This is a genomic window from Aurantiacibacter sediminis (genome assembly GCF_016019885.1).
Classification (GTDB): Bacteria; Pseudomonadota; Alphaproteobacteria; order Sphingomonadales; family Sphingomonadaceae; genus Alteraurantiacibacter; species Alteraurantiacibacter sediminis.
On sequence record NZ_JAEANY010000004.1, the window covers coordinates 21,054 to 46,275 of the forward strand.

A 25,222-nucleotide genomic window follows, 5' to 3' on the forward strand; every position below is an offset into this window, starting at 1 on the left:
TCAATTCTGCTGCCATCCGCCGCCCGAAGTAATCGCCGAGCATTCCGATATCGCCCTCACGCACGCGGAGCGGCGGAAGAGTGATCACTTCAAAACTCAGCCGGTCGAGCAGGTCGGCGCGGAAGGTACCCTCCTCTGCGCGGCGCGGAAGGTCTTCATTGGTGGCAGCGACGATGCGCACGTCGACCTGTGTCGGGCGACTGGCCCCGATGCGCGTCACCTCGCCATATTCGACGGCCCTCAGCAGCCGTTCTTGCGCGCCCATCGAGAGCGTGCCCAGTTCGTCTAGAAATAACGTGCCCTGGTCGGCTTCCTCAAACCTTCCGGCGCGCGCTTTGGTAGCACCTGTAAACGCACCTTGTTCGTGGCCGAACAATTCGGCCTCGATCAGCGTTTCGGGCAGCGCCGCGCAGTTCATCACGACGAGCGGGCTGTCCCAGCGATCGGATAGGCGGTGGAGACGTTCGGCAATCAATTCCTTGCCCGTCCCGCGCTCCCCGATCACGAGGACAGGGCGCGCCATGGGCGCTGCGCGGCTGGCCCGCTCCACCGCGTCGAGAAAGGCTCCGGACTGGCCGATAAACTGGTTTTTCTGCTCCACGCGCCAAGATATAGTGAAATTTCCCATATCTTGGCAACAGAAACCATGTCGCAAAACGGCAATTCACATTTTTTCGCTTTTTTTCAGTGTTTTATTAGAATTGGCACACCCTTTGCTATTCATGGACCAGAAAGGGTTCCAGTCAGGAATTCCCAACAAGGGATGTAACGATGTTCGATCACAGCTTCTTTTCCAGCAAACTCGGCCACGCCGCGCTGGTAAGCATTGCCGCGATGATCACATTTGCCGTGTTCACGCAGATGCAGCAGGATCTGGCCACCAGCAATATGCTGATTGCCTCAACTCCAGCGGTTGAACTGGCGTGAGCGACGAGAATAAAAACCCCCTGACGCCCCTGGGCAACGGACTGAAGCGCGCAGGTACGCGGCTCGATCAAGAGATCGACCGCCTGCGCACCAGCCCCACCCCCACTGGACGCGCTTTGAACACCGGAGGAAACTGGATGGGCATTTTTTCCCGTACACGCGACATTATCGCCGCCAACTTCAACGAGCTGCTCGATCAGGCAGATGACCCTGCGAAGATGATCCGCATGATCATCCTCGAAATGGAAGAGACCCTTGTTGAAGTGCGAGCGAGCGCCGCGCGTACGATTGCCGACATGAAGGAAATGCAGCGCCATTCGGCCAAACTTGACCGGCTGCAGGCCGATTGGGCGGACAAGGCGCAGCTGGCGCTGAGCAAGGATCGCGAAGATCTTGCCCGTGCCGCGCTCATGGAACGCCGCAAGGCGACCGACATGATCGATCAGCTGAAGCAGGAAATGGCCGTGCTCGACGATGCGCTGCGCGCCTATGAGCAGGACATTGCCAAGCTGCAGAACCGCCTGCGCGAAGCCCGCAGCCGGCAGAGCCAGATCGCGGCTCGCCTCGAAAGCGCGGAAAACCGCGTCAAGCTGCGCAGCCTGATGACCAATGAGCGCGTCGATGATGCGCTGACCCGCTTCGACCAGCTCGAACGCCGGGTGGATTACGCCGAGGGCAGAGCAGACTCGCTGCAAATTGCGGACGGTTCGGGAAACAGCCTCGCCGATGAATTCGCCGCCCTCGAAGGCAGCGACAAGATCGACGAGGAATTGGAGGAAATGAAGCGCGCGCTCGGCAAGGGCAGCAGCGCTGACAAGGGCAAAGGGGAATAATCATGGAAGAGTTCATCGCCATTCCGATCGTTGTGATCGGCCTGCCGTGGCTGATCCTGCACTACGTAACCAAGTGGAAGACCGCCGCAACGATCACCACCGATGACGAAGCGCTGCTGGAAGATCTCTACAGCCTCGCCAAACGCCTCGATGAGCGCATGGATACCGTCGAACGCCTGGTCGCCGCCGACCATGTCGAATTCGACGCCCCGCGCCTCCAGCACGACAAGGAAGCCGACAACCAGCCGCTACGCGAGCTTGAGGAACTGCTCGCCGAAAAGAAGGAAGCCCGCAAATGAATACCCCGCGCACCACGCTTTATCGCGACAAACAGAATGGCAAAGTCATGGGCGTCTGCGCCGGGATCGCGGACTATACCGGGGTCAACGTCCTCTGGATCCGATTGGGTGCCGTCCTCGCAACCTTTTTTGCTCTCGGTCCGCTCATGCCGGTCATCTACATCGTGATGGGCATCCTGCTGAACAAGAAACCGAAGCATCTCTATTCGGTCGATCCGCAGGAAACCAAATACTGGCAACGCGTGCGCCAGAACCCGAAGCGCACCGCCCGCGAGATCCGATCGCAGATGAAGGATGTAGATCGCCGCTTGGCCGCTGTTGAAAGTTTCTACGTCAACAGCAACCCCAGCCTGAACCGCGAAATTGAAAAGCTTCGCTGATCGCAAATAACAAAAGAATGAGGGGACAGAAGAGTGGGTGAGCTTGGCGTACTGATACCGATCATCGGCGTGTGCATTCCGATTGTCGCCATCTGGGCGAAGCACCGCAAGGATGTGCTGCAGATGCAAATTGAAGCGACTGCCAGCCAGAGTGCTGAAAAAGCCGCGCAATATGCGAGCAAGGTGCAGGCTCTGGAAGACCGGGTGCAGGTACTCGAGCGCATTGTGACCGACAAGGGTTACGACGTCGCCACTCAGATCGAGGCGCTGCGCGACACCAAATCAATCGAAGACACCGATCGCGGCGTGCAGCTCGATCTTGGTACACGGGAGAAAGTTAAGTGACTTGGGAGATTGCTCTCTTCATCATTGGCATCACGCTTGCCTGCAACGTGGGCTGGCTCATCAACAACTGGATCCGCGCGAAGCATGGCTATCCGCTGGAAGATGAATGGGGCGGCACGACTGAGAAGCCGGACACCGCCAAGGAAGCTCGCCTTGCTGGCCAGAACGCCAAGCTCATGGAAACGATGGAAAAAATGCAGGATCGCATGGTCGTGCTCGAACGCATCGTGACTGACAAGGGCTATCGTGTAGCCGAAGAAATCGAAGCGCTTCGCGATGCTCCGGTGCGCGAGAGCAGCGACAATGGTGTCCCCCTCAATCTCGGAAACAAGGAGAACGCGTGATGGAATGGTTTGGTGGCTTGGGTATCGGGATCGGCGTTTCGGCCATTACCATCGGCTGGGTCGTGACCACCTGGATGCGGATCAAGAATGGCTACCCGCTGGAAAACAGCTGGGGCAAGGCAGTCTATCCCAAAAGCGCCGAGAACGAGGAGCGCGTGAAGCTGCTCACGCAAGAAAATGCCCAGCTGCGCGCCGAACTCGGCTCGATGAAAGATCGCCTCGCCAATGTGGAGCGGATCGTGACCGATAGCGGGTACCAGCTGACGCATGAGATCGAGAGCCTGCGCGCCGGCAAGACGGAGGCCAATTGATGGACTGGGATCTCGTCCTGATTTTCAGCTTCGTCATCGCGATTGTGCTGATTGTGATGCCCTTCGCCTATCTGGTGAACAAGCGTGTGCAGGAACACGAAGAGCGCAAGCTTGAACTGGAAGCAAGGATTGAAGAGGCCAAGGCAGCGCAGGCAGGGAAGCCCAGCGAAACGCATGCGCATCTGGAAGATCGACTGCGCGTGCTCGAGCGGATCGTCACCGATCCCTCAGCAGACCTCTCGCGCCAGATCGAAGATTTGCGTGAATTGAAAATGGATGCGGAGAAAGTGCGTTGAATTTTGGAACTGCCCTGGTCGCCATCGTCATCGTCATCGCGATCAGCGTGCTGATGATGCAACGCGCTGAAAACCGGAACGACCGAATCAAACACAGCGAAAGCGGGAAGAACAAGCAGCTTGAACAGGAGCGCGATGAAGCGCGAGCCGAGTTGGAAGACCTGCGCGAACGGGTAAAAGTGCTGGAAAAGATCGCCACCGATCCCGCCCGCCGCACCGCCGAAGAAATCGACAAATTGCGCGACGAATAGTCGCCTTTGGAAGGGAAGCCTCGAGAGGGGAGAATGATGATGGAAGTTGATCTGATCATTGCCGGAACCGCGCTTGTCGCCCTGCTGATCATGGCGGCCAGCGCCCTTACCGGGTGGCAGAGTTGGCTGGCGCTCAAGAACCGCGAGCTGGAAATGCGGCAAGTGCCCGCCGAGCTGGAGAACGGCTCACCCGAAGGCATGGCACGGATTGAAATTGCAGACCTCAAAGAACGCATCCGCAAGCTGGAAGCGATAGCCAGCGGGGTGGACCTGTAAGTTCCCCGTCATCCCAGCGAAAGCTGGGATCTGGCAAAATTTCACCAGATCCCAGCTTTCGCTGGGATGACGAGATTGCTAAGCGCCCCGCATGCGCACACTCGAAGACATTCACGAAGAATATGATTTTCTCGACGGCGACGAACGCTATCGCCTGCTGATCGAGCTGGGCCGCGAGTTGGAGGCCATGCCCGCCGCGCTCAAGACCGATGCCACGCTGGTTCGCGGATGCTCAGCGCAAGTTTGGGTCTACCCCACGGCAGATGGCAAGACATTGCATTTTCTCGCAGACAGCAATGCCGCGATTACCAAGGGCATCGTCGCGCTGGTGATCGCCGCCGTGCAGGACAAACCCGCAAGCGAAGTCGCAAAGATGGACGTTGCCGGCGCACTCGCCCCATTCGACCTCAAGAACCAGCTCAGTTCCAACCGGACACAGGGCGTCCCCAACATGATTTCGCTCGTTAAAGAGCATGCAGGGCGGATCGCTGCTGCCTGATAAATCCGCACAGGTCTCTCGTCAAAGGGGAACCTATCGGGCATGATCCCCCTTTCAAAGGGGTATTGACCTGAGGGGAGTAGGCATGCGCGAACACGAATTACGCCGCCAGGTTGTATCCGAAATGCATCTGCGGCGCTGGCCGCAATTGCACGTTCCCGGCAAAGTCATCCAATGGGTTTTGATGACCGATCGCGAGGATCGCGAAGCCGAGCTTGCGCATCTCGATCCCATTCTGCCCGCCCCCGCAGACAAGCCCAACGCACCTCATCGCTCGGGCGATTTTTCGCCCGGCATCGCTGTCGCGTGGGAGAGGCATAGCGAAGGCAGTAGCCTTGCCCTGTTCGCCAAAGGCACCGATCCCGACCTTGCCGATGCATTGGAGTGGGCGCGCGGCCTACCCGGCCAGATCGTGCGCGCCACCAATATGACGCTGGTCAAGGATGACCGCGCGGCAAAACGCCTGCTGCCTAAAATGAATTTCGATCCTCACGAGATCGTGTCCTGCTATATCGGCGGCAAGGCGCGGATCTGGGCCGATTTCCGGCTACAGGGGGACGGCTTCGGGCACATTCTCGTCGCTGCAAATGGCCTTGATGACCGCGACTTTTCACGCACCGTCCAGCGGCTGCAGGACCTCGGCAATTATCGCAACAAGGCGCTTCTCGGCTTGCCCGAAGCGCAGGAGCACTGGCCGCGGCTCGACGCGATCGAGACCGAACTTGCCAAGCTGGCGGACAGGCTTTGCGCCAATAATGGCCGCGACGATGATCTGATGGCGGAGCTTTCATCGCTGTCGCTCGAACTGACGACTGTCGCGACAATGACGGGCTATAGAATGAGCGCCACGCGCGCCTATGCGCAGCTGGTGCAGGAACGGCTGGAGGAATTGCAGGTGAAGCCGATTGATGGCTTCGCCTCACTCAACACTTTCACCAAGCGGCGCTTCCTGCCAGCCGCGCGCTTTTGCGAGGCGCTGGTGGTGCGTGAAGAGCAATTGTCCCAGCGCGCTGAAAGGCTCGCCAGCCTGCTGCGCGCGCGGATCGATACGCGGATCGAAAACCAGAATGCAGAACTGATGCGCAGCATGGATCGATCGAGCAAATTGCAATTGCGCTTGCAGCAACTCGTCGAAGGCCTCTCGGTAGTCGCGCTCAGCTATTACCTGCTCGGACTCGTCACATGGGGTCTCGAAGGGTGGGACGGTGTCGATGCGACGGACACGGTCGCGCTCCTGGTCGTCCCGACTGTGCTGACAATGTTCATCGGTGTCCGCATCGCCAAACGGCGACTGCTTGGCTCCGGCGAAGATTAGTCGGAACCACTTGGCTGAAAAGCCGTTAATTTTCCATACGATGGGAGATATTCTCCAATTTGAGGAATGAAACAATGGCAATTCTGGTTCTGATCGCGACAATCCTTCTTCCGCCGCTTGGTGTGGCAATGAAGCATGGCATAGGCAGCACAACGCTGATCAACCTCGTGTTGACGTTGCTCGGCTTTATTCCGGGTTTGATCCATGGTCTTTATGTGAATTACGCGCGCTAGGGTAAATCTGCCACACGCGTATTGAGGGCTCGCCGGTTCTATCGGCGGGCCCTTTTTATTGCTCGATTTCGACGGTTTCTTTGCGCTCGACGCTTTCCTCGATGTCGATTTGCCGGGTCATCTCGAAGGTGCCGTTCATTTCGTAAATGCTCCACATGCCGGTGATGCGATTTCCATCTCCACTCAATTGCCCGACATAATCGACAGGATTTTCATAGCCGCGGCTGGCGCGGGTGTAGGTCTTGGTAAAGTCGATATTTTGGCCTGCTGCCACGCCAACGATCCGCGCTTCTGCAGGAGCCGCGCCGCTGTAGAGATCGGGCTCGATGATTGTTCCGGTTATGCGGCCGCCTTTGTGTTGGATGTTTGCGAGAAATGCGGTGCTGGGACCAGCGCCAGCAGGATAATCGAAATGCCCATCCCACTGGCCTGAAAGATCATCTTTGCCCGGCAATGCCTAGTCCGAGCGGATCATGCTGAAAGTTCCGCCATCATGCGGCAGCCGCCATGTACCCGAGATCGCAGTGCCATCGGCGCTGATCTGGCCTTCATATTGAACGGCGTGCGCGTAGTGATCTTTTTCGGTGAGGTACGTTTTCGTGAAGGAAATCGCGCGGCCATCCAGCCGCCCCTTGATTTCGGCTTTCACCGTCCCGCCGGAAAGCGAATCTTCGATGATCAGGCCGGACACGTCGCCGTCCTTCTCGACGATCTTGGCTTTGAACGGAAAGTCACCGACATCGGCAGATGAGGAATATTGGAAGCTGCCATTCCAAAGTCCGCGTATCTCCGCTCTTTCCGACATTTTTCCCCCCAGAAACTAGATTAAATGCCAGCACTTTCGCGCAATTCGGCGGTCCCAGTTTCGCGCTGGCGGCGCAATTCGGCTTTCAGCTTGGCCGGGTCCTGCGCGAAGAGGAAGCCGAAACTGACCCCGCCTTCCTTGCCAACAGTCGCATGATGCAGCTTGTGCGCCTGCACCAGCCGCTTGGCATAGCCTTTCTTGGGCACGAATTTGAAATAGCGCTGATGCACCAGCCCATCGTGGATGAGCGTGTAAATGATGCCGTAGCCAAGGATGCCGACACCAATCCAGCTCGCCATCGGCCAGGTATATTCGCCGGCCACCACGGGCCATCCCCACATGAACATGGAAATGCTCATCACCGCACCGACAATGCCGTAAAGATCGTTCTTTTCGAGGAGGTTATTATGCGGTTCATGGTGATCGCGGTGCCAGCCCCAACCCCAGCCATGCATGATGTATTTGTGGCTCGACCACGCGACCACTTCCATCGCAAGAATGGTAGCGATCACAACAAGGATGGGAACGATGATGTCCATGATCGGCATTATAGGCGCTGCCAGGGCCAAGCGCAAAGGCAGACGTTAGTCGCCAGTGTGCGGCGTTTGCTTGCGCGCAATGCCGAAGTGCTTTTCCGCCACATCGCGGTCGATCCGTGCGGGCCGCAGTGTTTCGCTATCGATGCAGCACCACATGCTCTGCACTTCTGCCAGCACGTCTTCGCCGCGCTTGATGACAGTATTGTAAAAACTGCGCGCACCGGCGATTTTCTCCAGCACGGTTTCGGCAATAACATCATCGTCTAGGAAAGCGGGCTTGCGGTATGTGATCTCATGCTTGAGCGCGACCCATGCCTTGCTCGCCACTTCCTCAGCCGGAGCCAGTTTCTGCCAATGCTGCAGCACCACATCCTGCACCCAATTGAGGTATCGCGAATTGTTCACATGCCCCATGAAATCGATATCTTCGGGCAAGATGCGGATCGGGATGGAGAAGCTTTTGGCTGACATACCTGAAAGTTAGGCGGGAAAGGTTAAGTTTCCAAGTCAGCAAAAACGCTTTTTTGCATAAACTTGGCTCCATTCATCGCAAAGGCTAATGGCAAGCCATGACAGCGCGCACTTTGTACGAAAAAATCTGGGACGATCATGTCATCGAAAGGCGTGATGATGGCACCTGCCTTGTCTTCATCGATCGCCATCTGGTGCATGAGGTGACGAGCCCGCAGGCATTCGAAGCACTGCGACTTGCAGGCCGCAAAGTGCGCCGTCCCGAGCTCACCCTGGCCGTGCCCGACCACAACGTGCCCACCACCCCGCGCTTATCGGAAGATGGCACGCGCATCCCGATCGAAGACCCGCAGAGCGCGCAGCAGCTCGCCGCGCTGGAAAAGAATGTCGAGGAATTCGGCATCCGCTACTTCGGCGCGACCGCGCGGGAGCAAGGCATTGTCCACGTCGTCGGCCCGGAGCAAGGCTTCTCGCTTCCCGGCACCACGATCGTTTGCGGAGACAGCCACACGGCCTGCCACGGCGGGATAGGCGCCCTCGCCTTCGGTATCGGCACCAGCGAGGTCGAACACGTACTCGCCACGCAGACCCTGCTGCTGAAGCCGAGCAAGACGATGGAAGTGCGTCTTGAAGGCGCAATGTCTGCGGGCGTTACGCCCAAGGACCTGATCCTTCACATCATCGGCGTAATCGGCACGGCAGGCGGCACCGGCCACGTGATCGAATACCGCGGACAGGTGTTCGAGGAAATGAGCGTCGAGGGCCGCCTCACCGTCTCGAACATGAGCATCGAAGGCGGTGCGCGCGCTGGCCTGATTGCGTCCGACGAAAAGACCTTCGCTTATCTCAAAGGCCGCCAGTTTGCTCCGCAAGGTGCGGACTGGGATGCCGCAGTCGAATACTGGCGAACTCTTCGCACCGATGAAGGCGCGCAGTTCGACAAAAGTGTTGCCATCAACGCCGCCGATATCGCGCCGACCGTCACCTGGGGCACCAGCCCGGAAGATACGGTCGCGATCACCGGCAGCATTCCCGATCCCTCAAGCTTTGCCGATCCGTCGAAGCAGGCCGCGGCGCGGGCCAGCCTCGACTATATGGGCCTGACCCCCGGCACGCCGATGCGAGAGGTGGAGGTGCAGAACATCTTCATCGGGAGTTGCACCAACAGCCGCATCGAAGACTTGCGCGCTGCCGCCGACGTGCTGCGTGGCCGCAAGAAGGCAGACAATGTGAAATGGGCGATCGTCGTGCCCGGCTCAGGGCTTGTGAAAGAGCAGGCCGAGGCTGAGGGGCTGGACACGGTCTTCACCGAAGCCGGCCTCGAATGGCGCGAGCCGGGTTGCTCCGCCTGCCTCGGCATGAACCCGGACAAAGTGCCCGCAGGCGAACGCTGCGCTTCCACGAGCAACCGCAATTTCGTCGGCCGCCAAGGTCCCGGCAGCCGCACTCACCTCGTCAGCCCCGCGATGGCGGCCGCCGCAGCCGTGACCGGCAGGCTGACCGATGTGAGAGAGCTAACCTGATTTTCTTGAAACATCGCGCGTCGAGGCGCATTAAAAGAGCATGACAAAGAACATCAAAGGTAAGGCCGCTATTGCAGCAGGCGCCATCGGATCCGCCGCTGTGGCGGCAGCGCTTCTCTATGTGAACAAGAAGCGCAAGATTAATGAGCCGACCCAGCCCGGCCCCATTCCCAGTGGTGAGAAGCCGGAGACCGATTGATGGACAAGCTGCGCGAAGTGGAAGGGCGTGCCATCCCCTTCGGCCGCAAGAATATCGATACCGACGTCATCATCCCCGCTCGCTGGCTGAAAACGATCAGCCGTGAGGGGCTTGGCGAAGGCGCCTTCGAAACTGTCCGCGCGAATGAACCGGACAATCCCTTTGACAGCGAAGAATTTGCTGGCGCGCCAATTTTGATCGCAGGCGATAATTTTGGCTGCGGGTCCAGCCGCGAACATGCCGCTTGGGCGCTACTCGATCTCGGCATCCGCGCCGTCATCGCTCCCAGCTTTTCAGACATTTTTGCAGGCAATGCTTTCAAGAACGGTATTCTGACCGTGGAGCTTCCGCAAACCGCGATCGATCGCCTGCTCGAAGTCGCTCAAGCCGATCAAATCTCCATCGATCTCGATGCGCAGAGCGTTACAACGCCGTTCCAGGATCGCTTCGCTTTTGAAATCGACGCTTTCCGCAAAGACTGCCTGATGGAAGGCTTGGACGAAGTTGGCCTGACGCTCAGTCGCGATGGCGCGATTTCCGACTTTGAAACCGGCATTCGCAACCAAAAACCTTGGCTGGCGCGCGGAACAGGCATTGCCGCCTGACCCCTCATCGCGCTAGACAAATTACCACATTCCGGAGGAACCCACATGACCGATTTTAATGACCGCAAGCGCGGCGAAGAAGCCAAGTTTGCGATGGACGAAGAAACCGCTTTCAAGGTCGCCGCACGCCGCAATCGCCTGCTCGGCGAATGGGCAGCTGGCCTGATGGATCTGACGCCTGAAGAAACCGCAGCCTACAAGAAGGCTGTCGTGCAGGCCGATTTCGAGGAAGCGGGTGACGAGGATGTCGTGCGCAAGCTGCTCGGCGATCTCACGCAGGCCGGCTGCGATGTCAGCGAATCCGATGTGCGCGCGCGCCTGCTTGAGTGCGGGATCGAGGCCAAGCGCCAATATATGAGCGAGAGCTGAGGAGCGGCCCCCATGCCCATGCCCGCTGAAGACATCGCCAGGCTGATCAAGGAAGCCCTGCCCGACGCAGAGGTGGAGATGCAGGCGCTTGCCGATGACAATGATCACTGGCTCGCCCGCGTCACCTCCTCCGAATTTGCAGGCAAAAGCCGGGTGCAGCAGCACAAGATGGTCTTTGCCGCGCTCGGCGGGCGCATGGGCGGGGAACTGCACGCCTTGCAACTGCATACCTCCGTCCCCAACTGACGGGTCAGATAAATTCATTACCTGGTGGGACAGATGACCGATACCAACACCGAAACATCCGAGCGCATTGGCAAGATCGTGGGCGACAATGACGTTGTCCTTTTCATGAAGGGCACACCGCTGTTCCCGCAGTGCGGCTTTTCTAACCGCGCCGTGGCCATCCTCGATCACTGCAATGTCGCATTTGAAAGCGTGGACGTGCTGCAGGACATGGAAATTCGACAGGGTATCAAGGCCTATTCGGATTGGCCAACGATCCCGCAGCTTTATGTGAAGGGCGAATTCGTCGGCGGTAGCGACATTATGATGGAAATGTTCGAAGCGGGCGAATTGCAGACACTGATGGACGAAAAGCAGGTCGCCAAGACCGAGAGCTGATGCACCTCGCTGCACTGACAATCTGTTTTATGATGACGGGCCGCTTTTGCGGTCCGTTTTCGTTCAGCTTCGAATTGCGATAGGCATTCGCCTTATCCGACTGGAGTTTCCATGATCCGCACTCTTCTCGCCGTCGCCCTTATCTGCTCCTTGACTACTTCCGTGTTTGCGCAAGACATGCCAAGCCAGCAGGAGCGCGTCGCATTGGCTCGCAATGCCGAGCAGACCGCGCAGCTGATGGCCGAGGTGCAACAGGCCGTAGCGCTCGCGCAGATGCAGTATGCCGGGATGACGACCAGCCAGCCGGATGCAAGTTATCAGGGCGCCGTCGCCATGCCCGCCGCGCAGGCTGGCGTGTGGGATACCGTTGTAATCGGCAGCAGGGGCGAAGGCGATAATGCTGCATTGATCGCGCTCGCGGAGTATCAGGTCTCCGATGGTCGCATTATTGCAGAAACCATTCATTTGCCGGGAAATGCCCCACAGATCGATGGCGCTTTCGCCGCGATGGCAGAGGCACGCGGTTTCGCTCCGCGCGCGGTGCTGGCAGCAGGCAACAACACATTCTGCACCGATCAGGCCGAAGGCTCTGCTAGCGGCGTCACCTTCGCCACCATCGTGCTGCCTCCACGCGAGGACGGAAGCTTCGATGCCTATGTCCTCAATGGCCCGATTGAAGAAGGCGCAATCCCGCTCGGCAAACATTTCCGCGTGGGATTCGATGCATTCGGCCTTTCGGGAGAGCCCGAACTCGTCACCGATACCTGCGAGACCGTTACTTGGGATGCTTCCAACCCCGAATTGGCGATGAGTGTCTATGTCACCGAATTCGACGGGCCCGCCCCCACGCCCGTGCATATCTTCCTCTCAAGCCTGCTGCCGATCAGCATGGGCGTGGTGACCGGAGACATCATCTGGCCGATGGCCGGCGGCGCGATCGCAGAGCCTGTCCCTGCAGCCGAAGCGGGCTATCTTCTCGGCGAATAGGCGAGCGGCGTCATGTGCAACCTCTACAAAATGTCGAAGTCGCAGGATGAGGTCGCGCACTTCTTCGATGCCATCGCGCAGGATATGAGCGTCGCGCCCGGCGGCAATGCGCCTGAAGAAATCTATCCCGGCTATCCGGGAATGGTGCTGGCTGAGGGTAAATTGCAGCAGATGGTCTGGGGCTTCCCGCTGCAACGCAAAGGCGCAAAGGGCCAGCCGCTCAAGCCCAAGCCCGTCAACAATGCGCGCAAGGACAAGCTGAAGAGCCCGTTCTGGCGATTAAGCTTTGAAAACCGCCGCTGCCTGATCCCCGTATCCGCTTTCGCCGAAGCCGAGGGCGCGAAGGGCGCGAAGACCCGCACATGGTTCAGCCCAGAGGGCGCGCCGCTATTCGCCATCGCCGGTTTCTGGCGCGATACCAGCGAGTGGGACCGCGCCTACACAATGGTGATGACCGATGCGAACGACACGGTGCGACCAGTGCATGACCGGATGCCGGTGATCATCGCGCAAAATGATTGGCAGGCCTGGCTCAAGGCCGAGCCATCCGACGCGTGGGATCTGTGCCAGCCATTCGCCGGACCAATGGTGGTCGAACGCAGCAATACGCCCTGGGCCGGTCGCCGGTAGGTCTCATCGATTTCTCGGAAGAGGTCTTCGGGGAGGCGGAGCCGGGAGACTGGTTGGGGACCATTTGGAAATCGGCCCCGCCTCGTTCGAAGAACTTGGGTACGCCTGTAACATTGCATGGGCCGTGCCAGTTTTGCGCAATGGCGGTTTCCCGCGCAAGACGATGGTTTGCGAAAATTTAATGCGGGTGCGGTGTGTAAATTTTCCCGACTCTATCGCCATCAGCTTTGCAGATTTCTTTTCATCGCTGCGTCTGCCCTTCCTGCCCTAGCTAAGGACCCGCATGCCGCTTGAAGCGTTTCTGTATCAAACCCGATACTTATTCAAAAAGGACACGGCCATGGGCACGATAACGACGATCAATCCGGCAAACGGGTCGGAGCTCGAAACTTACGAAGAGCACGACAAAGAAACCGCCCTTGGCAAAGTGGACGCTTGTCATGAGGCGTTTCTCGCCTGGAAGCTGAAGTCACTGCAGGAACGTGCCGACATCATCAGCGCCATCGGGAAAGCTCTGCGCGACAACAAAGAAGAGCTGGCACAGCTGATGACGGACGAGGTTGGCAAGCTGATCGGCGACAGCCGCGATGAAGTGGAACTCTGCGCATCGATTTGCGATTACACCGCAAAGACCGGGCCTGACGAGCTGGCCGACGAAAAACGCAATCCCGACAATGCCGATCACGGCATCGTCACATACTCCCCGATCGGCGTAGTTTATGGCATCCAACCTTGGAATTTCCCGGCATATCAGGTCGTTCGCTATGCCATCGCCAATCTCATGGCGGGCAATGGCGTACTGCTCAAGCATGCCTCAAACTGCACCGGCAGCGGCCTGAAGCTGGAAGAAATCTTTCGCGAAGGCGGCCTGCCGGAAAATCTCTTCACCGTCCTGCTTCTCGACCATGATCTCTCGGATGACATCATCGCGCATGAAAAGGTGCGCGGTGTCACGCTGACAGGGTCGGACAAGGCCGGAAAGCATGTCGCCGAAAAAGCCGGGAAGCTGCTCAAGCCGACCGTGCTCGAACTTGGATCGAACGACGCGTATCTGGTGCTCGAAGATGCTGACCTCGATATGGCGGCAGAAGTCTGCGCGCAGGCGCGGCTCTACAACAACGGTCAGACCTGCATCAACGGCAAGCGCTTCATCGTTACCGAGAAGATCTATGACGACTTCCTCGAACGATTTGTCTCGCGCTTCGAAGCCATCAAGACGGGTGACCCGAACGCAGATGACAGCGACATGGGGCCAATGGCGCGCAGCGATCTTCGCGACACGCTGCAGGAGCAGGTCGACGAATCCGTCGAGAAAGGCGCAAAGATCGAATGCGGCGGCGCGATCCCGGATGGCGATGGCGCATACTATCCTGCCACCGTCCTCTCCAACGTCAACAAGGGCCAGCCGGCATATGACGACGAGCTTTTCGGTCCGGTGGCCTCGGTCATCAAGGCGAAGGATGATGAGGACGCGATGCGCCTTGCCAATGACAGCCGCTATGGCCTTGGTGGTGGCATCCTCTCGAGCGACACCGAGCGAGCAGTCGAGCTTGCGAAAAAGCACTTCGACACCGGCATGGTGTTCGTAAATGTGTACGGCGTCGCCGATCCGAGCATGCCGTTCGGCGGAGTGAAAGACTCCGGCTACGGCCGTGAACATGGCGGTCTTGGGGTGAAGGAGTTTACCAACGCGAAAAGCATTTTCGTCGGCTCTCCTTCATAGAGGCACCTCCGCACCGACCCACGAAAAAGGGGAAAGCACGCCTTTGGCATGCTTTCCCCTTTTTGGCGCGCCCAGCAGGATTCGAACCTGCGGCCTCAGGTTTAGAAGACCCGTGCTCTATCCAGCTGAGCTATGGGCGCGTCGATAGGGCCAATAGCGATGTTTGCGTGCGGCGCAAATGTGGTTAGACGCGGCGCATGAGTGCTGACCCCGAAAAAGTAGACAGTAGCGCCATCGCGCACACGAATTTCCGCTATTTTCCCTATGTGATGGCGGCCTTTGTCGCGATCCTGCTGCTCAGCAATGTGATCGGCGCGTCAAAATTGAGCGCGGTTACTTTGCCCAATGGCGCGACCTGGGCTTTTGGCGCCGGGGTGATGTTCTTTCCGGTGAGCTACATCATCGGTGACATCCTTACCGAAGTGTATGGCTATGCCAATGCGCGGCGCGTGATCTGGACGGGCTTTGCCGCGCTTATCTTCATGGCGTTTATGGCGTGGGTGGTGGTATCCCTGCCGCCTGCAGAAGGCTGGCCGGGACAAGAGGCTTATGAATTCGTATTCGGAAATACCTGGCGCATCGTGCTCGCCAGCATCGTCGCTTTCTGGGCGGGCGAATTCGCCAATGCTGTCGTCATGGCGCGCATGAAAGTCTGGACGAAAGGGAAGATGCTCTGGAGCCGGACGATCGGTTCGACAGTGGTCGGGCAAGGCATCGACAGCCTGATCTTTTATCCCATCGCCTTTTACGGGCTGGCCGGATGGCCAATGGAACTGGTGCTGCAGGCAATCGTCTCGCAGTGGCTTATCAAGACGGCGTGGGAAGCTCTCCTCACGCCGGTCACTTATGCGGTCATCAATTTTCTCAAGCGGCGTGAAGGGGTGGAGGTGTTCGACACCGATACCGACTTCTCACCCTTTGGCTCTCGCGATCAAGGAGCCTGAGGGGTTTGGCTGCCGGCCTGTAATCATGCTCGATTACTTGGCCAGCAACCAGATCGCGAGGTAGAGTAGGATGAAACTGCCGAAGCCGGCAATTGCACCCACCGCGAAGATCAGCCGAACGATCAGCGGATCAACATTCATGTAATTGGCGATACCGCCGCATACGCCGCCGATCTTGCCATCCACCCGGTCGAGGCGGAATTTGTTCGGCGAATTGGTGTTTTTGTTCTGAATGTTGCTCACACCAGCATTCCCGAAACGGTGGTGGCAGGCGGAGCGAAGCTGCTCACGAGCAGCGTCATGGTCATGGCGACGGCGCCGAAAGCGGCGAAGACGCGGCCGAGAAGATCAGTGTTGTTGGTCATTGTAATATCCTTCCTTTGAGTTGTGGTCAGTTAGGCAAGCAGAGTTGCTACAGTGGTCGCGTTGGGGTTGGCGAAGCTGGAAACCAGCAGCGTCATGGTGATGGCAAATGCGCCGAAAGCAGCGAAGATCTTGCCGGTGAATTCGTTGGTCATGGTCATTTCATTTCTCCTCATGTTGGTTTGGAGCGAGTTGTTTTGCTCCATGCCCCCAACATTGCAGGGGGCGTGCCAAACTGAAAAAACCGCAGAATTCCGCCGTTCTCGTTCATTCGCCGTACATGTTGCGAATTGGAGAGATCCACATGTTGGGAAGATTTCCCAACTATTGGTGGCGCGATTTCCTATGGTTTCGCATCGCCGCCTCGCTTAGGGCTGAAACGCATCCCATGGCGCTCGATCGCATCACCCTGTCCACCTTTCGCAACCACGCTGAAACGCGGCTCGACGGCGCGCGTCAGGTCAATTTGTTGTTGGGAGAAAATGGCGCGGGCAAGACGAATGTGCTCGAGGCGATATCGCTGCTCGCGCCCGGCAGGGGACTGCGGCGTGCGGCTCTTGCAGACATGGCATCGCAATCAGGGCGCGGCGGTTTCGCCGTTAGCGCGCTGCTCGATACGCTGGATGGGGCAGAGCCGGTCAAACTGGGCACGGGAGTTCTCGCAGAGCGCCCCGGAAGGCGAGTGGTGCAGGTGAATGGCGCCGATGCAACCGCGATCTCGCTGGGGGAATGGCTGGCCATCGGGTGGCTCACTCCGGCGATGGACCGCCTGTTCATGGACAGCGCCGGCGCGCGGCGGCGTTATATGGACAGGCTGGCCGTCGCGATTGAGCCGTCCCATGCGCGCCACGCGAGCCGCTATGAGAACGCCCTGCGCGAACGCAACCGGCTTTTGTCAGACGAGCAGGCGCCCGATCCGACCTGGCTCGATAGTATCGAAAGCCAGATGGCCGAGGCGGGAAGCTCTCTAGCGCAGGGACGCGCTCGATTGGTAGAGGCCCTTTCCGCCGAGCTTGCCGCTTACCCGACCGAGCCCTTCGCGCGCCCCGCCCTCACCCATGTTCCCGGCGGCTCCATCAAAGAGGTCGAATTCGCCGATCAGCTCGCCGCCAACCGCCCACGCGATCGCGCCGCTCAGCGCACTTTGGTTGGGCCGCATCGTGACGAATTAAAGGTGGTGATGGAAGGCAAGGCCATGCCTGCCGCCGAATGTTCGACCGGTGAGCAAAAGGCGATGCTGATCGCGATAACGCTCGCTCACGCTGCACTATCGGCGAAGGGTCGGCCAAGCGTGCTGTTGCTGGATGAAGTTGCCGCTCATCTTGATCCGGTGCGACGTGCAGCCTTGTTTGAGCGCCTGAAAGATAGCGGGACGCAGGCGTGGATCACAGGGACCGAGGCCGCGCCTTTCGATGAGATCGCGGGCGAAGCGAAAGTCTGGCAGATCGACAGCGGCTGCGCGGTGGCCGTCTGAAGCAGGCCTTTATCTATCCTCTTCGGGCAGAGCCGCAATCACATCATCCACCGTGGCGGCGACCATTTCTTCCACCCCTTCTGCAGTCGGATGGATGCGGTCTCCCATCAGCAGGTTCGGGTTTTCCACCAGCGGAGCCATGAAGAAGGGCACTAGCGCCGCATCATATTGCTCTGCCAGTTCCGGATAAAGGCCATCGAAGCTGGCCTGATATTCAGCCCCGTAATTAGGCGGCGCGCGCATGCCCATCAGGATCACCGGAATATCGCGCGCGGCCAGCGCGTCGAGAATGCCTGACAGGTTTTCGCGCGTTTGGTCGGGCGTGAAGCCGCGCAGCAGATCATTCCCGCCGAGCTCGACAATGGCGAGATCGGGCGTTTCTTCTAGATTATCGAGCACAAAGCCGATCCGCTGGAGACCCGCCGCAGTAGTGTCGCCTGACACGCCCGCATCGATCACGCGTGCGTTAATGCCGCGAGCGCGCATCACATCTTCCAGCCGCTCGGGATAGCCTTGATCTTCCGGCAGCTGGTAGCCCGCCATCAAGCTATCACCAAAGCCGAGAATGACGCGCTCCGGCCCCATAACTGGCAGCACATCTTCAACAGGCTCGTCCGCGACCGCCTCAGGCTCCGCAACCGGCGCCTCGCTCTCACAGGCGGAGAGGGTCAGCGCAAAGGCAATCGACGAAGCGGCGATAGACTTCCGCCACGGGCTTTGTGATGGCTTGTTCATGTCCCCTAGCTATGCCATCGCGCGCTGGTGACAAGTACTTCCGATCAATCCGCTTCCACGCATCCGGTCATTTCCGCACGCGATCTCCGTTTGACCCTTGGTGAGGGCGATGCCGCAGTTGAAATCCTGCGCGGCATCGATTTCGACGTGATGCCGGGAGAAACGCTTGCGCTGCTCGGCCCGTCTGGCAGCGGCAAGAGCTCGTTGATGGCGGTTCTGACAGGGTTGGAACGCGCCACCTCTGGTAAGCTGACCGTTGCTGGCGAGGATTTCACCGCACTCGATGAAGACGCGCTGGCTTTCGCGCGGCGTGGGCGTATCGGCATCGTGCTGCAGGCTTTTCACCTGCTACCGACCATGACGGCAGTTGAAAACGTCGCCACGCCGCTCGAATTAGCGGGTGACGATGGCGCGTCGGAAAAAGCCGCTGCCGAATTGGAAGCGGTGGGCCTCGGCCATCGCCTGACCCACTATCCGGCCCAGCTTTCCGGCGGGGAGCAGCAACGCGTCGCCATCGCCCGCGCCATTGCGTCGCGCCCGCCGCTGATCTTCGCCGACGAGCCCACCGGCAATCTCGACACATCAACCGGCACCAGCGTGGAGGATGTGCTCTTCCGGCGCCGCGAGGAGACCGGCGCGACGCTGGTAATTATCACCCATGATCGCAAACTGGCCGAGCGCTGCGACCGCATTGTCACCCTTGGTGACGGCGTGATCGCCAGCGATACGGCTAGAGGTTGAGCCGGTGGCACAAAGCAGCATGAGCTGGGGCCGCGCTTGGACGATCGCGCGGCGTGATCTTTCCAGCGGATTTCGCGGCCTGCGCCTGTTGCTCATCTGCCTGTTTCTTGGCGTTGGTGCGCTAGCGGCAATCGGCAGCCTGACCTCCGCCATTCAGACCGAACTTGATTCCCAAGGTCAGGCCATTCTCGGCGGCGACCTGGAAATCGAACTCTGGCAGCGCATGCTGAGCGAGGAGGAAGCGCAATTCCTCGAACAATATGGCGAGCTTTCGGCGGGCTATCGCATGCAGGCCATGGCGACGACCGAGGATGTTGCTGTCCCGATCGAGCTGAAAGCAGTTGCGCCAAACTATCCGATGTATGGCGAGCTGCTGATCGAAGACGCTGGCGCGTCTGCCGCTCCTGAAGGCAATGAAGCCTTCCTCGCACCCGGCGCAGCGGAGCGTTTGGGTGTCGCACAAGGGGAAAGCTTTACAGTCGGCTCAAAGCAATTGGTGGTCGCCGGCATCATCGAGGAAGAGCCCGATCGCCTGAGCGAAGGTTTTGCCTTGGGTCAGACGATCATTGTGGCGCAAGACTTCCCTGCGGCAGCCGGTCTGACGCTCCCAGGCGCGCTTTACGAGACGAAAACTCGCCTCGCTTTCGATGGCAATTACGACGCCGAGGAAGTCGAGGAAGCGCTGTTCGAAGCTTTCCCGGGCGTCCCATTCGATACACGCACGGCTGACCGTGCATCGCCGGGCGCAGAGCGCTTCGTCAGCCGCATGGGCGAATTCCTGACGCTGGTGGGTCTTGCCGCGCTCGTCATCGCGGGAATCGGCATTGGCGGCGGTGTGAATTCCTATTTGGAGGCGCGGCGTAACTCGATCGCGACCCTCAAGATCCTCGGCGCCACATCGCGAGACATCTCGCGCATCTACGCGCTAGAAGTGGGAGCAGCCGCTCTCGTTGGTTCGCTTGCCGGGCTTGTTGCAGGTGTGCTGGTCACTCCGTTACTTGCCAATGCACTGGGTGCGCTATTGCCGGTCAATACATCGCTGACGCTAGACTGGTGGGCGCTGGTCCGCGCCATGCTATTCGGTCTGCTTGTGGCAATGGTGTTTGCCGCGCCTCCGCTGGCGCGCGCCAAGACTTTCCCAGCAATGGCCCTGATGAGGGCGCGCGTTTCGCCGCTGGCCCGGCAGTGGAAAGCCGCTGCTCTTCCCGTCGGAATTGGACTTGCAGGGATCGCTATTCTCGCCATTGCCTTCTCTGCGCAGCCGCTTCTTTCGGCAGGCTTCCTTGTCGGTGCTGCACTGATCCTTGGGCTACTCGCATTGCTGGGCATCGCGATCCGCAAGGCTGCGGCCAAGGCACCGCGTGCGAGCAATCCGATTGTGCGCGCAGCTATTGCCAATCTCCACCGTCCCGGCGCGGCGACCGGTTCGCTCGTGACCGCACTCGGCTTTGGTCTCTCCGCCTTCGTCCTGCTCGCAGGCGTCCAGTCGAGCCTCGACGGCAATATCCAGCGCTCCGTGCCCGATCGCGCGCCAGACTATTTCGTCCTCGATATCCCCAAGGATGGCCTCGAAGAATTCGGAGCGATTATCGGTGGTGTGTCCGAAGATGCGGTGATCGAAGCGGTCCCGACGCTGCGCGGCTTCATCGTATCCTACGGGCCTGCGGACAATCCCACCGTGGTCGCAGAGCTTGAAGAGCTACCCGAAGGCGCATGGGGCCTTAGCGGGGAACGCGGCCTCACCTATTCCAGCACGCTGCCGGAGGGCAATGCGGTGGTCGAAGGCGAGTGGTGGAACGCTGATCATAGCGGCGACAACCTTGTATCGATCGATGCCGATCTGGCGCAGGCTGCGGGGATCGAAGTTGGGCACATAATCACCGTCTCCGTTCTGGGCGTTGAGCGGACTGCGCGGGTGGCAAGCATCCGCCGCATCGACTGGGAAAGCCTCGGCTTCAACAATGTCTATATCTTCTCGCCCAACACGCTGGAGGACACCCCGCACAATCTGGCTGCAACGGTCGATCTGCCTGAGGGCACTGAGGCTGGCGGATTGCTGCGACAGCTGGTGCAGGCCTTCCCTGCGGCCAGCGTGATTGAAGTCGGCCCGATCCTAACCGAAGCACGCGCCATCCTCGATCAAGTCTCGATTGCCATTCTGGCCGCGGCATCGGTGGCGGTGCTAGCCGGGATCGCGGTGCTTCTGGGAGCAATCGCTGCGGCGCGGGCTGCGCGGATTTACGACACGGTAATCCTGCGCGTGCTGGGCGCCAGCCGTAAACAGTTGCTCGCACTGCAATTCGCCGAGTTCGGCCTGCTCGCAGCCGTACTTGCGGGGGTGGCGCTTGCTCTTGGCACTGGGATTGCGTGGCTGATCGTGGTGCAATTGTTCGAGTTCGATTGGCTGCCCGATTGGACGGAAATTCTCGCCGTTCTGGGCGGGGGGCTGCTGCTTGTTTTCGCCTTCGCTCTCGGCGCATCGCTGCCTCTGCTCAGAGCTCGCCCCGCGCAAACGCTGCGGTCGCTATGACAAAAGAAAACGGGCGGCCCTGCAGAACCGCCCGTTATCTTCTCGTCGAATAGAACTACGGCTTAGTCGAACACGCCAGCGGCGCCGTGATCGCCAGGCTGGCCTTTCACGACCAGTGTGCTTGCTAGCATGTCATGCAGGCCCTGCTTTTTCTCCGTGAAGGCGACCATAATATAGCCAATCAGAAGAATGATCGCCGACAAGATCTTTGCGAAGTAACGCCCGATCGCATTCAGGAAGCTGATGCGATTGCCATTCGTGTCGGTCACAATGATGCCCACGGCTTTCTTTCCCAGTGTTGCCTGCCATGACGAGCTTTCGAGCCCCGCGTAATAGGCGATGCCGATCACCAATCCGATGAACCCGCCTGTCAGGTTGAGGCTGCTTTCCATCGCACCGATGTCACCACCCGTGGTGGCGACGCCCGCACCGATCACACCCCCAACAATGCCGCCGATCAGGCCCGCTCCGATGCTGACAACAATTGAGTCAATAATATAAGCCCCGACGCGGATCCAGAAACCTGCATATTCCATTAAAAAATCCCCTCTTTGAAACCAGACACAACATCGCATCACAGAACGCATGCTGTTGCAAGTGCCACACTCTTGGTGACCAAAGAAAAAGGGGACCCGCAGGCCCCCTTCCCCTCCCTCCGTAGAGGATATCTGTGCCGCTGCGCTCAGAAGCGGAAGCGACCGGTGACGCCATAAGTCGTCGGATCGTTCGGATAGCCCGAAACGCTGCCAGGCTGGGCCGGGCTATCGAAGACGGTGCCGAAGTAACGATCATCGAGGATGTTGCGGCCCCACACCTGCAGTTCAAACCCACTGTCATGCGCAAAAGTAAGCGATGCTGTGAGGTTGTTCTGGCGAGCGGTGAACGGCAGGCCAGCAGCAATCGCCGGACCACCGTCGGCAATCGTGCCATCCGGATTGCGAACTGCGAAGTTCGGTAGACCTTCAACCAGCTGGTATTCCGAAGACCAGAGGTAGTTCACGCGCGGGGTCAGCGTCGCGTTACCCAGATCGGCTTCATACGAAGCGCCGACGATCACAGTGAATTCAGGAATGCCCGACGGGGTGGTTCCGGAAATGTCACCCTGTGCCGACTGCACGAAGCTGTCGAATTCCGGGTTGAGGTACGTAACAGCCGTGTTGATGCTCAGGCCATCGACCGGGAAGAACGTACCTTCATACTCGACGCCCCAGGTCGACTGGCTACCTGCGTTTGCAAGCACGAAACCGGAACCGGTAAAGATGTTGGACTGGAAGCCCTCGATCTCCTGGTCGAACACCGTCACGTTGACCGCGCCCCAATCGAAATTGGTCTTTACGCCGAGTTCCATCACGGTGGATTCTTCCGGGCCGGCAAAGCGTGAACCGAAAGTCAGGTTCGGCAAATCGAGCCCGGCATTGATGATGGCCTGCCGATCCGACAGAGCCGGACGTGCGTCACGCGTCAGGTTGACAGAGCTGGCTTTGAAGCCTGTGGCATAGCTTGCATAGATGTTCACATCCGGCGTGACATCATAGGCCAGCCGAACGGTGTAGCTGAAATTGTCGTCGCTCACCTCACCGTCCTCAACTGCGTTGGGGACGTTAAGGAACGGCGGCAGGAACTGCAGCGAGCGCAGCGGACCGAGCGGGTTCGCATTCGGATTGTTCACATTCGCACCGGCAAAAGCCTGCGCACCGGCCTGGATCTGACCGAAAACTGCGGGATTCGCACCCGCGAATGTCATGATCTCAGCCTGTGTTGCCGGGCGACCCAACATAAGTACGTCGCCCACACCCTGTGCCAAAGCACCGCCGAAGAGGACCTGCTGGCGGAACGGAGCAAGCTGCGGCGCGTCAAAATCGATCGACGAGAACACGTCGGTCGAAACGGCGTTTTGCGTAAAGGTCTTACTGTCGTTCGTGTAATTGCCACCCAGCGTCAGGACGAGACCATCGATGATTTCGAAGTCGACCTGACCAAAGAAGGAATAGGCTTCCGAATCCAGCGTGTAAGCTTCGGTAAAGCCCTGCCCCTGAAGGAAGAACTGGTTTACGAAGTTTTGGCCGAACGCCTGGCTGAAGGCCAGGTCGAGCGGAACAGCACCGGGATTGTTTGGATCCTGGAACAGACTGAATGCACCGCCCGAACCGCCAAGAGTAAGCACATTGGCGTAATTGCGGAAGTCCGCGCCGTAGAGCAGCTGGTTTTCCTGATCGACATCTTCATTGATGTAGAAAAGGCCCAGCAGCAGGTCGATGCGATCGCCGATCGTTCCGGCGATCCGGAATTCCTGCGTGAAGGTATCGATCCGCAGATCCTGCGAGTTCGGGAAGATCAGGTCAGCCGTCGTAAAGTCGGAATCCTGAGCCGTAATCGCCTCGGTCGTCCGGCTTGCGGTGATCGACGTCAGCGTGAAGTCGCCGATATCGTAATCGATCTGCGCCGAAATACCGTGATTGGTAATGTCGTTGACCGAGTTGAAATTGTTGAAGATCACATCGGCGAACGGGTTGTTCGGATCGGTGACCTGGCCGCCGACTGCAAGAACTGCCGCCGTTGCAGGGCCGCTCTGCGCGTTGACGACGCCGCAGCAGATTTCATCGATGCTGTCATAGTCACCGATGACGCGGATGCGAAGGTTTTCACCATTGTCGACCAACAATTGGCCGCGCGCATACCAGCGATCGCGATTGTTGGCCGCATCGCCGGTACCGAGGTCTTCGAAGAAACCGTCGCGGCTGTTGAGGCCAGCACCGACACTGAATGCGACCGAGTCAGCCAGCGGGCCGGTGACATAGCCGCGGGCCACGACCTGATCGAAATTGCCGTAGGTCAGTTCGGCATTGCCACCGAAATCGAATTGCGGCTCTTCCGTGACGACAGAGATGACACCGGCCGAAGCGTTCTTGCCGAACAGGGTCGACTGCGGGCCGCGAAGGACCTCGACACGCTGCACATTCGGCAGATCGGAAATGGATGATGCGGTACGGCTGCGATAGACGCCGTCGATGAATACACCCACAGAAGGCTCGATACCCGCATTGTTCGCGCCATTACCGAAGCCGCGAATGAAGAAGCCGGTATTGGCCGAGGACTGGCGCTGGCCGACCGTGAGTGACGGGACCACGGTTTGCAGATCGCGAATGTCGCGGATGACGTCCCGTTCAAGGGTTTCCGCACCGGTCACCGACACGGCGACGGGGATTTCCTGCAGCGTGGTTTCACGCTTGGTGGCGGTCACCAGAATGGTGTTGCCAAGTGCTTCATCAGCCTCTTCGGCCGCTTCAGGATCTTCTGCGTCCTGAGCCAAAGCAACGCCCGGAGCAACCAGCGCAACGGCAGCTGCGCCGCAGAGCAGGTTACGCGAAAAGCCGGCAATGCCAGCAAACGTAGTTTTCATTGAATTCTCCATCTCTCCCTCAGGATGGGGGTCTCCGCCTTTTTTGAGCGATAGAACCCTGTCCTTCAGCGACCTGAATTAGTCGATTGTTGATACTCGGCGCAATTGTTTCCGACAATTCCACTTCGCGCATCATCCCCGATATGTCATCACACCTGTAACATTGGCGCAACAGGGAAATATCTGACCTATTGGTAAGGCAAGCGCGTGCTACACCCGCTCTCCCTTGCATACGCATGCGTAAATACGGA

General features: G+C 59.1%; 37 protein-coding genes and 1 tRNA gene. 26 read left to right on the plus strand and 12 right to left on the minus strand.

Features of this window, described 5'->3' with window-relative positions; translation table 11 throughout:
- A partial coding sequence (locus I5L03_RS11515) for a sigma 54-interacting transcriptional regulator (protein WP_197922570.1) occupies positions 1-601 on the minus strand: 601 nt, incomplete at its 3' end.
- Between the two features lie 170 nt (positions 602-771).
- Between I5L03_RS11515 and I5L03_RS11520 the strand changes: the two genes are divergently transcribed.
- The 13 genes from I5L03_RS11520 to I5L03_RS11580 all read left to right on the plus strand — a co-directional run bounded on the left by I5L03_RS11520 (position 772) and on the right by I5L03_RS11580 (position 6,309).
- On the plus strand, positions 772-927 hold the full coding sequence (locus I5L03_RS11520; protein ID WP_197921946.1) for a hypothetical protein: 156 nt from the start codon (positions 772-774) through the stop codon (positions 925-927).
- A 74-nt stretch (positions 928-1,001) separates the two neighbouring features.
- Complete coding sequence (gene pspA, locus I5L03_RS11525) at positions 1,002-1,760, plus strand: phage shock protein PspA (RefSeq protein ID WP_407647639.1); 759 nt, start codon at positions 1,002-1,004, stop codon at positions 1,758-1,760.
- A gap of 2 nt (positions 1,761-1,762) precedes the next feature.
- Positions 1,763-2,059, plus strand: coding sequence for an envelope stress response membrane protein PspB (gene pspB, locus I5L03_RS11530; protein WP_197921948.1), 297 nt, complete (start codon positions 1,763-1,765; stop codon positions 2,057-2,059).
- Complete coding sequence (pspC, locus tag I5L03_RS11535; RefSeq protein ID WP_197921949.1) at positions 2,056-2,439, plus strand: envelope stress response membrane protein PspC; 384 nt, start codon at positions 2,056-2,058, stop codon at positions 2,437-2,439. The genes pspB and pspC overlap by 4 nt, the downstream gene beginning before the upstream one ends.
- A 33-nt stretch (positions 2,440-2,472) precedes the next feature.
- Positions 2,473-2,784 (plus strand): hypothetical protein, encoded by a 312-nt coding sequence (locus I5L03_RS11540; RefSeq protein WP_197921950.1) that lies wholly within the window; start codon positions 2,473-2,475, stop codon positions 2,782-2,784.
- Entirely contained in the window at positions 2,781-3,128 is a 348-nt protein-coding gene (locus I5L03_RS11545; RefSeq protein ID WP_197921951.1) for a hypothetical protein, read from the plus strand. The genes I5L03_RS11540 and I5L03_RS11545 overlap by 4 nt, the downstream gene beginning before the upstream one ends.
- On the plus strand, positions 3,128-3,439 hold the full coding sequence (locus I5L03_RS11550; protein WP_197921952.1) for a hypothetical protein: 312 nt from the start codon (positions 3,128-3,130) through the stop codon (positions 3,437-3,439). The genes I5L03_RS11545 and I5L03_RS11550 overlap by 1 nt, the downstream gene beginning before the upstream one ends.
- On the plus strand, positions 3,439-3,735 hold the full coding sequence (locus I5L03_RS11555; protein ID WP_197921953.1) for a hypothetical protein: 297 nt from the start codon (positions 3,439-3,441) through the stop codon (positions 3,733-3,735). The genes I5L03_RS11550 and I5L03_RS11555 overlap by 1 nt, the downstream gene beginning before the upstream one ends.
- Positions 3,732-3,986, plus strand: coding sequence for a hypothetical protein (locus tag I5L03_RS11560; RefSeq protein WP_197921954.1), 255 nt, complete (start codon positions 3,732-3,734; stop codon positions 3,984-3,986). Before I5L03_RS11555 ends, I5L03_RS11560 begins: the two co-directional genes overlap by 4 nt.
- Positions 3,987-4,019: 33 nt before the next feature.
- Complete coding sequence (locus I5L03_RS11565; protein WP_325100188.1) at positions 4,020-4,262, plus strand: hypothetical protein; 243 nt, start codon at positions 4,020-4,022, stop codon at positions 4,260-4,262.
- 91 nt (positions 4,263-4,353) lie between these two features.
- Positions 4,354-4,761: a SufE family protein gene (locus I5L03_RS11570; RefSeq protein WP_197921955.1), complete on the plus strand. Its 408-nt coding sequence runs from the start codon at positions 4,354-4,356 to the stop codon at positions 4,759-4,761.
- 85 nt (positions 4,762-4,846) lie between these two features.
- Positions 4,847-6,076 (plus strand): DUF3422 domain-containing protein, encoded by a 1,230-nt coding sequence (locus I5L03_RS11575; protein WP_197921956.1) that lies wholly within the window; start codon positions 4,847-4,849, stop codon positions 6,074-6,076.
- Positions 6,077-6,150: 74 nt separating this feature from the next.
- On the plus strand, positions 6,151-6,309 hold the full coding sequence (locus I5L03_RS11580; RefSeq protein WP_197921957.1) for a YqaE/Pmp3 family membrane protein: 159 nt from the start codon (positions 6,151-6,153) through the stop codon (positions 6,307-6,309).
- A 55-nt stretch (positions 6,310-6,364) separates the two neighbouring features.
- Here the strand turns inward: I5L03_RS11580 and I5L03_RS11585 are convergent, their stop codons facing one another.
- Genes I5L03_RS11585 through I5L03_RS11600 form a run of 4 tightly spaced genes read right to left on the minus strand, consistent with a single transcriptional unit; the run spans position 6,365 to position 8,124 of the window.
- On the minus strand, positions 6,365-6,763 hold the full coding sequence (locus tag I5L03_RS11585) for a hypothetical protein (protein WP_197921958.1): 399 nt from the start codon (positions 6,761-6,763) through the stop codon (positions 6,365-6,367).
- 3 nt (positions 6,764-6,766) lie between these two features.
- Positions 6,767-7,114: a hypothetical protein gene (locus I5L03_RS11590; RefSeq protein ID WP_197921959.1), complete on the minus strand. Its 348-nt coding sequence runs from the start codon at positions 7,112-7,114 to the stop codon at positions 6,767-6,769.
- A 20-nt stretch (positions 7,115-7,134) separates the two neighbouring features.
- The gene (locus I5L03_RS11595; protein ID WP_197921960.1) at positions 7,135-7,653 is read right to left on the minus strand and encodes a sterol desaturase family protein; all 519 of its coding nucleotides are present in this window, start codon (positions 7,651-7,653) and stop codon (positions 7,135-7,137) included.
- A gap of 45 nt (positions 7,654-7,698) precedes the next feature.
- Entirely contained in the window at positions 7,699-8,124 is a 426-nt protein-coding gene (locus tag I5L03_RS11600; RefSeq protein WP_197921961.1) for an acyl-CoA thioesterase, read from the minus strand.
- Positions 8,125-8,222: 98 nt separating this feature from the next.
- Here I5L03_RS11600 and leuC point away from each other — a divergent pair, with 98 nt between their 5' ends.
- The 9 genes from leuC to I5L03_RS11645 all read left to right on the plus strand — a co-directional run bounded on the left by leuC (position 8,223) and on the right by I5L03_RS11645 (position 14,784).
- A complete protein-coding gene (gene leuC / locus I5L03_RS11605; RefSeq protein WP_197921962.1) occupies positions 8,223-9,647 on the plus strand; it encodes a 3-isopropylmalate dehydratase large subunit in 1,425 nt (474 codons plus the stop codon).
- A gap of 40 nt (positions 9,648-9,687) precedes the next feature.
- Positions 9,688-9,846, plus strand: coding sequence for an isopropylmalate isomerase (locus tag I5L03_RS11610; protein WP_197921963.1), 159 nt, complete (start codon positions 9,688-9,690; stop codon positions 9,844-9,846).
- Positions 9,846-10,451: a 3-isopropylmalate dehydratase small subunit gene (gene leuD / locus I5L03_RS11615; RefSeq protein ID WP_197921964.1), complete on the plus strand. Its 606-nt coding sequence runs from the start codon at positions 9,846-9,848 to the stop codon at positions 10,449-10,451. Before I5L03_RS11610 ends, leuD begins: the two co-directional genes overlap by 1 nt.
- A gap of 45 nt (positions 10,452-10,496) precedes the next feature.
- Positions 10,497-10,820, plus strand: a complete 324-nt coding sequence (locus I5L03_RS11620; RefSeq protein ID WP_197921965.1) for a DUF1476 domain-containing protein — start codon at positions 10,497-10,499, stop codon at positions 10,818-10,820.
- 12 nt (positions 10,821-10,832) lie between these two features.
- A complete protein-coding gene (locus tag I5L03_RS11625; protein ID WP_197921966.1) occupies positions 10,833-11,066 on the plus strand; it encodes a BolA/IbaG family iron-sulfur metabolism protein in 234 nt (77 codons plus the stop codon).
- A 33-nt stretch (positions 11,067-11,099) separates the two neighbouring features.
- Positions 11,100-11,444 carry a Grx4 family monothiol glutaredoxin gene (grxD, locus tag I5L03_RS11630; protein WP_197921967.1) on the plus strand — a complete coding sequence of 115 codons (345 nt, stop codon included), beginning with the start codon at positions 11,100-11,102 and terminating at the stop codon, positions 11,442-11,444.
- A 111-nt stretch (positions 11,445-11,555) separates the two neighbouring features.
- Complete coding sequence (locus tag I5L03_RS11635; RefSeq protein ID WP_197921968.1) at positions 11,556-12,431, plus strand: hypothetical protein; 876 nt, start codon at positions 11,556-11,558, stop codon at positions 12,429-12,431.
- 12 nt (positions 12,432-12,443) lie between these two features.
- On the plus strand, positions 12,444-13,061 hold the full coding sequence (locus I5L03_RS11640; protein ID WP_197921969.1) for an SOS response-associated peptidase: 618 nt from the start codon (positions 12,444-12,446) through the stop codon (positions 13,059-13,061).
- 340 nt (positions 13,062-13,401) lie between these two features.
- On the plus strand, positions 13,402-14,784 hold the full coding sequence (locus I5L03_RS11645; RefSeq protein WP_197921970.1) for an NAD-dependent succinate-semialdehyde dehydrogenase: 1,383 nt from the start codon (positions 13,402-13,404) through the stop codon (positions 14,782-14,784).
- A 63-nt stretch (positions 14,785-14,847) separates the two neighbouring features.
- Here I5L03_RS11645 and I5L03_RS11650 read toward each other — a convergent pair.
- Positions 14,848-14,924, minus strand: a tRNA-Arg gene (locus I5L03_RS11650).
- Between the two features lie 57 nt (positions 14,925-14,981).
- Between I5L03_RS11650 and I5L03_RS11655 the strand changes: the two genes are divergently transcribed.
- Positions 14,982-15,728, plus strand: coding sequence for a queuosine precursor transporter (locus tag I5L03_RS11655; RefSeq protein WP_197921971.1), 747 nt, complete (start codon positions 14,982-14,984; stop codon positions 15,726-15,728).
- A 33-nt stretch (positions 15,729-15,761) separates the two neighbouring features.
- Here the strand turns inward: I5L03_RS11655 and I5L03_RS13470 are convergent, their stop codons facing one another.
- From I5L03_RS13470 to I5L03_RS13555, 3 genes are read right to left on the minus strand one after another with little or no spacing between them, the layout of a single operon-like run.
- On the minus strand, positions 15,762-15,971 hold the full coding sequence (locus I5L03_RS13470) for a PspC domain-containing protein (RefSeq protein ID WP_197921972.1): 210 nt from the start codon (positions 15,969-15,971) through the stop codon (positions 15,762-15,764).
- Positions 15,968-16,093: a hypothetical protein gene (locus I5L03_RS13550; protein WP_267904227.1), complete on the minus strand. Its 126-nt coding sequence runs from the start codon at positions 16,091-16,093 to the stop codon at positions 15,968-15,970. Before I5L03_RS13550 ends, I5L03_RS13470 begins: the two co-directional genes overlap by 4 nt.
- Positions 16,094-16,123: 30 nt before the next feature.
- Positions 16,124-16,252 (minus strand): hypothetical protein, encoded by a 129-nt coding sequence (locus tag I5L03_RS13555; RefSeq protein ID WP_267904228.1) that lies wholly within the window; start codon positions 16,250-16,252, stop codon positions 16,124-16,126.
- Between the two features lie 227 nt (positions 16,253-16,479).
- Here I5L03_RS13555 and recF point away from each other — a divergent pair, with 227 nt between their 5' ends.
- A complete protein-coding gene (gene recF / locus I5L03_RS11665) occupies positions 16,480-17,565 on the plus strand; it encodes a DNA replication/repair protein RecF (protein WP_197922581.1) in 1,086 nt (361 codons plus the stop codon).
- A gap of 9 nt (positions 17,566-17,574) precedes the next feature.
- Here recF and I5L03_RS11670 read toward each other — a convergent pair whose 3' ends face one another.
- Positions 17,575-18,300 (minus strand): arylesterase, encoded by a 726-nt coding sequence (locus I5L03_RS11670; protein WP_197921973.1) that lies wholly within the window; start codon positions 18,298-18,300, stop codon positions 17,575-17,577.
- Between the two features lie 27 nt (positions 18,301-18,327).
- Here I5L03_RS11670 and I5L03_RS11675 point away from each other — a divergent pair, with 27 nt between their 5' ends.
- Positions 18,328-19,041, plus strand: a complete 714-nt coding sequence (locus tag I5L03_RS11675) for an ABC transporter ATP-binding protein (RefSeq protein WP_197921974.1) — start codon at positions 18,328-18,330, stop codon at positions 19,039-19,041.
- Between the two features lie 19 nt (positions 19,042-19,060).
- Positions 19,061-21,571, plus strand: a complete 2,511-nt coding sequence (locus tag I5L03_RS11680) for an ABC transporter permease (protein ID WP_197921975.1) — start codon at positions 19,061-19,063, stop codon at positions 21,569-21,571.
- Positions 21,572-21,633: 62 nt separating this feature from the next.
- On the opposite strand, the gene I5L03_RS11685 is transcribed toward I5L03_RS11680, so the two are convergent.
- Complete coding sequence (locus I5L03_RS11685; protein ID WP_234035233.1) at positions 21,634-22,158, minus strand: RDD family protein; 525 nt, start codon at positions 22,156-22,158, stop codon at positions 21,634-21,636.
- A gap of 95 nt (positions 22,159-22,253) precedes the next feature.
- Positions 22,254-24,971 (minus strand): TonB-dependent receptor, encoded by a 2,718-nt coding sequence (locus I5L03_RS11690; protein WP_197921976.1) that lies wholly within the window; start codon positions 24,969-24,971, stop codon positions 22,254-22,256.
- Positions 24,972-25,222 lie beyond the last annotated feature (251 nt).

Coding starts and splice junctions, on each gene's coding strand:
- I5L03_RS11520 (WP_197921946.1), top strand. CDS start 772: ATGTTCGATCACAGCTTCTTTTCCAGCAAACTCGGCCACGCCGCGCTG.
- pspB (WP_197921948.1), top strand. CDS start 1,763: ATGGAAGAGTTCATCGCCATTCCGATCGTTGTGATCGGCCTGCCGTGG.
- pspC (WP_197921949.1), top strand. CDS start 2,056: ATGAATACCCCGCGCACCACGCTTTATCGCGACAAACAGAATGGCAAA.
- I5L03_RS11550 (WP_197921952.1), top strand. CDS start 3,128: ATGGAATGGTTTGGTGGCTTGGGTATCGGGATCGGCGTTTCGGCCATT.
- I5L03_RS11555 (WP_197921953.1), top strand. CDS start 3,439: ATGGACTGGGATCTCGTCCTGATTTTCAGCTTCGTCATCGCGATTGTG.
- I5L03_RS11565 (WP_325100188.1), top strand. CDS start 4,020: ATGATGATGGAAGTTGATCTGATCATTGCCGGAACCGCGCTTGTCGCC.
- I5L03_RS11570 (WP_197921955.1), top strand. CDS start 4,354: ATGCGCACACTCGAAGACATTCACGAAGAATATGATTTTCTCGACGGC.
- I5L03_RS11575 (WP_197921956.1), top strand. CDS start 4,847: ATGCGCGAACACGAATTACGCCGCCAGGTTGTATCCGAAATGCATCTG.
- I5L03_RS11580 (WP_197921957.1), top strand. CDS start 6,151: ATGGCAATTCTGGTTCTGATCGCGACAATCCTTCTTCCGCCGCTTGGT.
- I5L03_RS11590 (WP_197921959.1), bottom strand. CDS start 7,114: ATGTCGGAAAGAGCGGAGATACGCGGACTTTGGAATGGCAGCTTCCAA.
- I5L03_RS11595 (WP_197921960.1), bottom strand. CDS start 7,653: ATGGACATCATCGTTCCCATCCTTGTTGTGATCGCTACCATTCTTGCG.
- I5L03_RS11600 (WP_197921961.1), bottom strand. CDS start 8,124: ATGTCAGCCAAAAGCTTCTCCATCCCGATCCGCATCTTGCCCGAAGAT.
- leuC (WP_197921962.1), top strand. CDS start 8,223: ATGACAGCGCGCACTTTGTACGAAAAAATCTGGGACGATCATGTCATC.
- I5L03_RS11610 (WP_197921963.1), top strand. CDS start 9,688: ATGACAAAGAACATCAAAGGTAAGGCCGCTATTGCAGCAGGCGCCATC.
- leuD (WP_197921964.1), top strand. CDS start 9,846: ATGGACAAGCTGCGCGAAGTGGAAGGGCGTGCCATCCCCTTCGGCCGC.
- I5L03_RS11620 (WP_197921965.1), top strand. CDS start 10,497: ATGACCGATTTTAATGACCGCAAGCGCGGCGAAGAAGCCAAGTTTGCG.
- I5L03_RS11625 (WP_197921966.1), top strand. CDS start 10,833: ATGCCCATGCCCGCTGAAGACATCGCCAGGCTGATCAAGGAAGCCCTG.
- grxD (WP_197921967.1), top strand. CDS start 11,100: ATGACCGATACCAACACCGAAACATCCGAGCGCATTGGCAAGATCGTG.
- I5L03_RS11635 (WP_197921968.1), top strand. CDS start 11,556: ATGATCCGCACTCTTCTCGCCGTCGCCCTTATCTGCTCCTTGACTACT.
- I5L03_RS11640 (WP_197921969.1), top strand. CDS start 12,444: ATGTGCAACCTCTACAAAATGTCGAAGTCGCAGGATGAGGTCGCGCAC.
- I5L03_RS11645 (WP_197921970.1), top strand. CDS start 13,402: ATGGGCACGATAACGACGATCAATCCGGCAAACGGGTCGGAGCTCGAA.
- I5L03_RS11655 (WP_197921971.1), top strand. CDS start 14,982: ATGAGTGCTGACCCCGAAAAAGTAGACAGTAGCGCCATCGCGCACACG.
- I5L03_RS13550 (WP_267904227.1), bottom strand. CDS start 16,093: ATGACCAACAACACTGATCTTCTCGGCCGCGTCTTCGCCGCTTTCGGC.
- I5L03_RS13555 (WP_267904228.1), bottom strand. CDS start 16,252: ATGACCATGACCAACGAATTCACCGGCAAGATCTTCGCTGCTTTCGGC.
- recF (WP_197922581.1), top strand. CDS start 16,480: ATGGCGCTCGATCGCATCACCCTGTCCACCTTTCGCAACCACGCTGAA.
- I5L03_RS11670 (WP_197921973.1), bottom strand. CDS start 18,300: ATGAACAAGCCATCACAAAGCCCGTGGCGGAAGTCTATCGCCGCTTCG.
- I5L03_RS11680 (WP_197921975.1), top strand. CDS start 19,061: ATGAGCTGGGGCCGCGCTTGGACGATCGCGCGGCGTGATCTTTCCAGC.
- I5L03_RS11685 (WP_234035233.1), bottom strand. CDS start 22,158: ATGCGTTCTGTGATGCGATGTTGTGTCTGGTTTCAAAGAGGGGATTTT.
- I5L03_RS11690 (WP_197921976.1), bottom strand. CDS start 24,971: ATGAAAACTACGTTTGCTGGCATTGCCGGCTTTTCGCGTAACCTGCTC.